Origin of the sequence: Ureibacillus sinduriensis BLB-1 = JCM 15800, from assembly GCF_000772955.1 — a bacterium.
Taxonomy (GTDB): domain Bacteria; phylum Bacillota; class Bacilli; order Bacillales_A; family Planococcaceae; genus Ureibacillus; species Ureibacillus sinduriensis.
The window spans coordinates 1-7,446 of sequence record NZ_JPVO01000021.1 but is presented as its reverse complement, the minus strand read 5'-3'; the positions used below and the strand labels follow the sequence as shown (position 1 = coordinate 7,446).

Annotated in this window: 6 protein-coding genes and 1 pseudogene; 4 read left to right on the top strand and 3 right to left on the bottom strand. The window is 34.5% G+C overall.

What is annotated here, in order from left to right; all coding sequences use genetic code 11:
• Positions 1 to 89: 89 nt before the first annotated feature.
• On the bottom strand, positions 90 to 335 hold the full coding sequence (locus tag CD33_RS00320; RefSeq protein ID WP_036197034.1) for a hypothetical protein: 246 nt from the start codon (positions 333 to 335) through the stop codon (positions 90 to 92).
• Positions 336 to 565: 230 nt separating this feature from the next.
• Complete coding sequence (locus CD33_RS00315) at positions 566 to 853, bottom strand: hypothetical protein (RefSeq protein ID WP_036197031.1); 288 nt, start codon at positions 851 to 853, stop codon at positions 566 to 568.
• Positions 854 to 1,254: 401 nt separating this feature from the next.
• On the opposite strand from CD33_RS00315, the gene CD33_RS00310 reads away from it, so the two are divergent.
• Complete coding sequence (locus tag CD33_RS00310; RefSeq protein ID WP_036197028.1) at positions 1,255 to 2,967, top strand: methyl-accepting chemotaxis protein; 1,713 nt, start codon at positions 1,255 to 1,257, stop codon at positions 2,965 to 2,967.
• A 326-nt stretch (positions 2,968 to 3,293) separates the two neighbouring features.
• Here CD33_RS00310 and CD33_RS00305 read toward each other — a convergent pair.
• A pseudogene (locus CD33_RS00305) lies at positions 3,294 to 3,626 on the bottom strand (MmcQ/YjbR family DNA-binding protein).
• Between the two features lie 731 nt (positions 3,627 to 4,357).
• Between CD33_RS00305 and CD33_RS00300 the strand changes: the two are divergent.
• The 3 genes from CD33_RS00300 to CD33_RS00290 all read left to right on the top strand — a co-directional run bounded on the left by CD33_RS00300 (position 4,358) and on the right by CD33_RS00290 (position 7,166).
• Entirely contained in the window at positions 4,358 to 4,615 is a 258-nt protein-coding gene (locus CD33_RS00300) for a transposase (protein WP_140422996.1), read from the top strand.
• A 161-nt stretch (positions 4,616 to 4,776) separates the two neighbouring features.
• Entirely contained in the window at positions 4,777 to 5,667 is an 891-nt protein-coding gene (locus CD33_RS00295) for a TetR/AcrR family transcriptional regulator (protein ID WP_036197026.1), read from the top strand.
• Positions 5,664 to 7,166, top strand: coding sequence for an MDR family MFS transporter (locus CD33_RS00290; protein WP_036197023.1), 1,503 nt, complete (start codon positions 5,664 to 5,666; stop codon positions 7,164 to 7,166). The genes CD33_RS00295 and CD33_RS00290 overlap by 4 nt, the downstream gene beginning before the upstream one ends.
• The last annotated feature ends 280 nt before the right edge of the window (positions 7,167 to 7,446 follow it).

Genomic DNA, 7,446 nt, shown 5'->3' with positions numbered 1-7,446 from the left:
TTAGTTTTTTTACTCTAACTTTTGGGGTGCAGTACCGAATTGCGCCCCATTATTGTTATTTCGGTTAATATTTATACAACAAATACAATTTAAAACACTAATAATAAAATAATTGCTGAACCACTAAGTACTAACAACATTCCTAAACTAAAGGCCCACCCTATGATACTATCAAAATTTATAAAGCTAAAAAATGCAAGTGGATAAATGATGATTTTTTTATGTAAGGGTTGCGCTCTAATACTCTGTAGTTCTTCTTTAAATTCAAAGTAACCTATTGGAATTAATACGATTCCAATTAAAAGTGCTACAATACCAATTACTATAAACTCCATCCATCATTATCTCCTTTATTTACTCTTATACTTTGTCTCAAATAACTACGCCTCGTTAAAAACTCCGGTATATTTTTTCTAATCTCCCCTATATTCTAACATTAATATCCAATTTACTTGTAGAGGTTCATTCCATTCAATGGGCCGATTACTGAAAAAAGCCCAATTCTTTTCAAGAATTCCCATTGTTGAGATCGTTATTTAACTAAAGACCCTATTAATGAAAAAAATTATAATTTCACTGTCCATATTTTATAGATGATTTGATCATTCGTTTCGGTTTTCCCCGTACAGACGCCGATTTGCAAATTGATATAACTAGCCCATTGAGGAAAAAGAGCTGTTAAATATTTTATTACCTTTTCATCGGGTGTTGCATATCCGACATTATTTTTATCGCTTAAATAGGCAACAAAATCTGGATATAAGGCTTCTGCCCATTCTTTGGCTTCAAACTCCGAATCAAAAATACGGTTCTCCTCTTTATGGCTTCCATTTAACCAATTAACATCCCCCATCGAATCCCCCTCATTTCCAAGTTCCCTACAACTATTGCTAAGCTGTCCCATTAGTTAAGTATATTTATGCACAACTCACTTAAATTTCAACTAAATACCCAGCCACCTTTCGCTAAGTGTTATTCCAGAAAATGTCCCTAAAATGGCAATTGAGTGCTGCCATACCCGGATGAAAAGTCAATAGCGATTTCATAGTTTCCTTTTGGAATTAATTCACCTTATGATTGGCAAATTTGCTACCTTCCCCAAAAAAGCATTTCATCGTTGCCATTTTATGATAAAATTAACACATTGTAAATAAGTTCTCATTTCGCATACTGTATTATTAATATTTTTCACTCCTGTTAAAGGAAGAACCGGTTATTGAATTAGAACAAGTAGAATCTAAAGGAGAATTACAGATGGCAAAGTTAAATTTAAGAAATGTTAAAGTCGGATGGAAGTATGGAATTGCATTTATAAGCACCTTTATATTATTTGGAATTTCAACCTTCATTGTAACAACACAAATTCAAAACATTGGTGAACAAATTAAAAGAGTAGAGGCAGAAGGCGACAAAGTACAGCAAATCGCGGAAGTCGGTTCACTATCACGAGATAAATTTATTCGATTTGCACTTTATGCTTACGAAGGAAAACCTCAATACCTCGAGGAGTACGAGGGGAGAAATGGGTATTTTATTACTCTAGTTGACACGTTAAGAGAGAGTATGGAAGGAATGGCTACAGAAGAAGAAATAGCTATGGTTGATCAAATAAAAACACTGGATGCTGAAATAACGAATCTAATTTATAAAATTGAAAAAGCTGTAAATTTAAATGATTCAAATGCAGCGTTGAACTATTTTAAGGAAGGTTACGGTTTATTAGAGCAAAGCAACGAACACGTCATGCTTTTAATGCCGCAAATCAAAGAAAAACAAGCGGATGTTATTAAGGAGGCAATGCGGAGTAAAGATGTGGCATCGGGCATATTATTAACTGCAATGGGCCTATCAATTATTATTGGGGGAGTCCTAGTTTTCTTAATAAGCCGGATGGTATCTAACCATTTAAACAGAGTGGTAGATATTAGTCGTCAAGTTGCGGATGGTAACCTTGATGTATCTTTGATTGAATATGATGGTAACGATGAAGTTGGAAAACTAGCCCAAGCAACAAATATGATGGTGACCAATTTACGAGCAATTATTAGTCAAACGGCGGAAGTTTCTGAAACTGTGAACAGTCGTAGTGAAGAACTAACACAAGCAGCAAATGAAGTAAAAAAAGGGACAGAGCAAGTGGCAATCACAATGCAAGAACTGACGTTAGGCGCAGAATCGCAGGCAAATAGTGCCATGAGTTTAACTTCTTCCATGGAATCTTTTTTAACAAAAATTGAAGAAGCGAATGAAAATGGAGTGGTCGTATCTAAGTCATCCACTGAAGTACTTGATGTTACCAAAAATGGCGGTCAATTAATGGAGAAATCCGTTCATCAAATGGCCGTGATTGATCAAATCGTGAAAGATGCTGTACAAAAAGTAAAAGGATTAGATACACAAACTCAGGAAATCTCTAAGCTTGTTGCCGTCATCAATACGATAGCAGAGCAAACAAACCTCCTTGCATTAAATGCAGCCATTGAAGCAGCTCGTGCAGGAGAGCATGGAAAAGGATTTGCGGTTGTTGCTGATGAGGTTAGAAAACTAGCAGAACAAGTAAGTGAATCGATCTCAGATATTACAAACATTGTGTCGAATATCCAGCTTGAATCAACAGCAGTTGCCGAATCCTTGCAAATTGGTTATCACGAGGTAGAAAAGGGCACTAATCAAATCCAAACAACCGGTGAGTCATTCACAGTAATTTATCAGTCCATTAAACAAATGTCTCAAAACATTGAAACGATCACAAGTAACCTAACAGGTATGACAGTGCAAAGCCGAAAGATGAATGACGTAATAGAAGGAATTGCTGCAGTTTCAGAAGAATCCGTTGCAGGAGTTGAAGAAACGGCTGCTTCTACCGAGCAAACAAGCAGCTCTATGGAGGAAGTAGCAAGAAGCTCTGAGGAGTTATCGAAGCTAGCTGAAACGTTGAATACGCAAGTTCGGAAGTTTAAGCTTTAAATATGATATAGCAAGAGGAAGCTAGCATGAATCTTCCTCTATACTACTAAAATTAAAAGCCTCTGGAATTTTACGAGAAGTAAAAATTCAGAGGCTCTAATTCATATATCACTAAGCATAGGTTCCCATTCAGAACGATAAATGCAGATTGTACACCTTTTTCACCCATAAATTAGTATCTTAAAAAACGCCTTTACTTATGATTAGGTTACTCTAATTTGGTAACCTTCTATAAACATTTGTTATTCAATATTCTGGCCCTATAATTGAAAAACGCAATTCTCTTATTGAAGAATCGCGCCCGATTTGTAGAATTAGAGTATTCATTATTTTGCTTTCGTTAAATGATAACTGTCACAAATCATTTTATAAACATCCTCATCTGAAATGGTACCGTCTAGAATTATTGAGTTCCAATGGTCTTTATTTAGGTGATATGCTGGAACAACAGAATTATAAATTTGGCGTCATAAATCTAGTAAACCAGGTTCACACTTTACATTAATCCAAATATGTTTATCTTTCTCAAAAATCCATGCAAAAACTTTCTTGTTTCCTTTTTGTCGTATCAACGAAGAATTTTTATCTCTAAACGGATAATCTTCGTATGTATTTTCTAATTTCAAACAGTAATCAATAATATCTTTTCTAGTTTTCATATTTCCCTTCCCTTCCCAAAGAAACCTACCCTGGTACTTATCATTAGAAAGTGTACTAAGTGAAATACTCAGTTCAACAATATGGTCCTATCACAGAAAAAGACAATATCCTTATTAAAGAATTGTGCCCGATTGTTGAATAGTGAATACTTATTTTTCACTCTGTTCTAACTTCATTACATCGATGTAGTTTGGGGCGAGAGTAATGTTAATTAATTTTTCATTTTTTTCATAAACAACATTAGCACCATCCATCTTTACCTTTTTCCACCCTTCCTTTTTAATCATAAGTCGATAGTTAAGTGGAACTTCGGTACCTGTAGATTTTTCCCATTTATACCCTATTATTTTAGGGCTTTCACTTTCAATTTTCGCTTCTTTAGGTATTGGGAAATCATAAAATTCGTGTAAAGAATAATAATAACTATCTAAATTCGTAAAATAATAGTAGATTCCACCTAATAAAAGAGCAAGGGAAATAAGAACAGATATAAATATTTTAATAAATAATCCCCCCTCAATTTCAATATTTTACCTTTTACTATTAAAGAATAACCTATTAACAATAAAAAGTAATAAAACTTTTTAACTTTTTATTTAGTTTTTATTTCGTATCATAAATTAAATATATTCAACAATCTGGCCCGATTGCTGAACAAGGCACAATTCTTCTTCAAGAAGGTGCTGCACCCCAAGAGTTAGAGTGAAAAACTAACTTTTGGGGTGATTTTATGACTAAATATAGTGAAGAATTTAAATTGATAGTGGTTCAAGAGTACCTAAGTAGCTCTGTAGGATATCGAGCGATTGCGAAGAAATATGGTATAGGTGATTCTCCATTAAGGAGATGGGTACGTGCTTATAAGGAGTTTGGGCATAACGGATTATCCGTTAAGAAAACGAAGCAGTTTTATTCTGTTCAATTTAAATTAGATGTATTAAACTTTTTCACATACTCCCCCGCTATTTCCTTTCCCTTAAAAACCTAATTAGTACCCAAATCATACCTATTAAACAAAATAATTATTGACACAGTACTATATAGTACTGTAATTTTATATAGAAACGAGAGAAAACATGGATATTGCTAAAATGATAACTGACACAGTACTACATAGTACTGTGCTTTTGTATAGAAAGGAGAGAAAGCATGGATATTAATAAAAGGATAGTTGACGCTTCCATTATTTTATTTAAAGAGAAGGGATATAACCGCACATCAGTTGAAGATATAGTACGCAAATGTCATATATCAAAAGCCTCGTTATATAAAGTTTTTGATTCAAAAAAACAAATATTACTTTCAGCACTGGGCCAATTACAGGATGAAATTTATAAAAAAAATGCAGAGATAGAATTAACTAACTATAGTGTAAATGAGAAACTTATTAAAAAGGTTGAAGTGATTATTTCTCAACGTCATTTCAACCGTGTCCTTTTTGATTCTCTTTATGAAGCTTTTTCAGAAGAAGAGATAGAACAATTACAAAAGTATGAGAAGCCGACTAAGTTGGAAAATTATCGAATGTATATGAATAATTTTGAACTTGCGTTTGATAGTGAACATCTTAATAAGACTTTCTTAATGAATTTAGCTATAACTTTTGAAGGATTATATACGGAGTGGCTTAATATAATTCGTATCTTTGATGCGGATAAAGCAGACGTTTTACAAATAGCCAAATACATTGTATCGACTATAAAGATAATCGTTCGGACTCAAGATTATGCAACTATCAAGCAACCCTCTTTAATAGATCTAATCATGTATGAAGAAAGTCAGATGACTTCGGAAAAGGAAAAAACGTTATTAGAAAAGATAAATCGTATGACAGGAATTGTTCAAAATAGTCCTATTGATGAGGAAGACAAGAGTGATTACCTGTTAAATATATCGTTTCTACAGCAAGAATTGATGTCTTCTAGACCAAGAAAATATCTTCTAAATACTGTACTACACTACCTATCTCAATTAGAAGAGCTCAAATCTACCGTTCATTCTGTTTCCTTGGCTCTTAAAGAAAGCGAGGAAATCTTATGAAGATAAGAACAACCAATAAAACACTAGTCACTATTGGGGTAATGTTGGGGCTATTGTTTGCTTCTTTAGATCAGACAATAGTATCTACAGCTCTCCCTACAATAACTAGCGAACTTGGAGGATTAGCGTTTTATAGTTGGGTAGTGGCTATTTACATGCTCGCAGAATCAATCGGTATTCCAATATTTGGTAAATTGTCCGACTTATACGATCGAAAAAAGATATATTTAATCGGGATGGGCTTCTTTTTGGTTGGATCCATTTTATGCGGATTAGCCCAAGATATCACCTTGTTAATCATCGCTAGGGGTATACAGGGTATTGGTGCTGGTTCCTTAATCCCTCTTGCATTCACTATAATCGCGGATATCTATCCTGTTGAACAGCGTGCAAAAATACAAGCGGTTCTTAGCTCCATGTTTATGATTTCTAGTATTCTCGGACCCGCAATTGGTGGGTTTTTGACTGAGAATTTAAGCTGGCACTGGATATTCTTCATTAACATTCCTATCGCATTGCTTGCTGCAGTCTTTATCTGGGTCGGTTATCAGGAGGGTGTCGAAAAGCAGCAGCCTACAATTGATTGGTGGGGGGCAATCACCCTGTCACTTGGAATTGTGGCTATTTTAATGACAACTGTTTTAACTGGTGGTGAAGGAGGACATTCTGCAAGCCATACATGGGGATCACCACTGGTACTTACATTACTAATTGGTGGGATATTATTACTGGCACTCTTTATTTGGATTGAAAGAAAAACAAAAGACCCTATTCTACCTATCTACTTATTTAATAATCGAGTAACTTCTATCCTTTCGGTTGTAAGCTTTTTTATGGGGCTAGGTATGTTTGGAGCAATTTCCTTTCTTCCACTTTATCTACAGAACGTTAAACAATTATCCGCTACCGCATCTGGATACATGTTACTTCCAATGATGATTGGCGCAATGGGAGCTGGAATAATTGGTGCGTTTATTTTACTAAAGTTTAAATATAGGAATCTTCTTGTTACCAGTCTTTTAATTATGATTGGAGGATTTCTGATGCTATCGAGAGTTTCAGCGGATACTTCTTTATGGTATTTCGGTATTAGTGCTGGAATAATCGGTTTGGGAATGGGTGTTTTAATGCCTGCTTTAACCACAATGACACAGGAATTGGTTCCAAAAAAAGATATAGGAGCAGCCACTGCATCAGTCAATTTATTCCGTTCATTAGGAGCTACAATTGGTATTAGTATATTGGGAGGCGTATTAAATAGCCAAGTAGCTGATGATGTACAATCAACTATTCGTGATAATCCGAATTACGCAAATGTACTATCGCAAAACATTCAAGATGCATTGCGTAATCCAGTGGGGATGTCAGCAGAAGCCTACAATCAACTTTTGACTATATTTATTAATGGGCTTCATACCTTATTCCTACTCTCTGGATCTCTTATAGCCGTGGCAGTAATTGTTTCTCTATTCATTGGCAATGGTAAACTTAGCAGTTAGTTTCTACAAGAGTTTTAAAAAATCTCCCATTTTTTGACATTAATTATTTGTTTTTCCAAATTGTAAATAAATAATTAAGTATTTAGAGTCGAAGACTGCTCCTCAATCAGAAAAACGAACAAAAAAAGTAAGTAAGCTAGATCCATACAAGCCGTATCTGCTTGAAAGAATTAAGGAGGGAACTACGAATTGTGCAGTCTTCTATTAAGTTATTTCAATTGACTATATTGCTGTGTGTATTGCAAAATTAAAGTACAGAGTTTTGCAATGAGTTCGATCG